General features: G+C 74.2%; 1 pseudogene. It reads right to left on the bottom strand.

What is annotated here, in order from left to right:
• A pseudogene (locus tag ACY0MJ_RS22370) lies at positions 1 to 271 on the bottom strand (hypothetical protein); the annotation flags it as partial.

Raw genomic sequence — 271 nt, 5'->3', positions numbered from 1 at the left:
TGAACCACAGCCAGCGGGAGCCCGTGTCGCGCTCCTCGACCAGGGTCACCGAGGCGCGGGCCGCGGCGGGGTCCTCGGCCAGCCGGGCCAGGTTGCGCAGCGCCGTGGCGCCCTCCTCGGCCAGCCGCTGCACGCGGGCGGCGGGCGACAGCTCCCGAGTCATCCAGCGGCGCACCACCGGGTCGGCGGCGGCCCAGATGTCGTGGTCGGGATAGATGCGGCGGGCGACGCCCTCCACCGTCATCATGGTCCTGCTGCAGAAGACCATGAT

This window comes from Ramlibacter sp. bp-362, from assembly GCF_054956735.1.
Note: the sequence above shows the minus strand (reverse complement) of the source record. Positions and strands in the feature narration are given on the sequence as shown.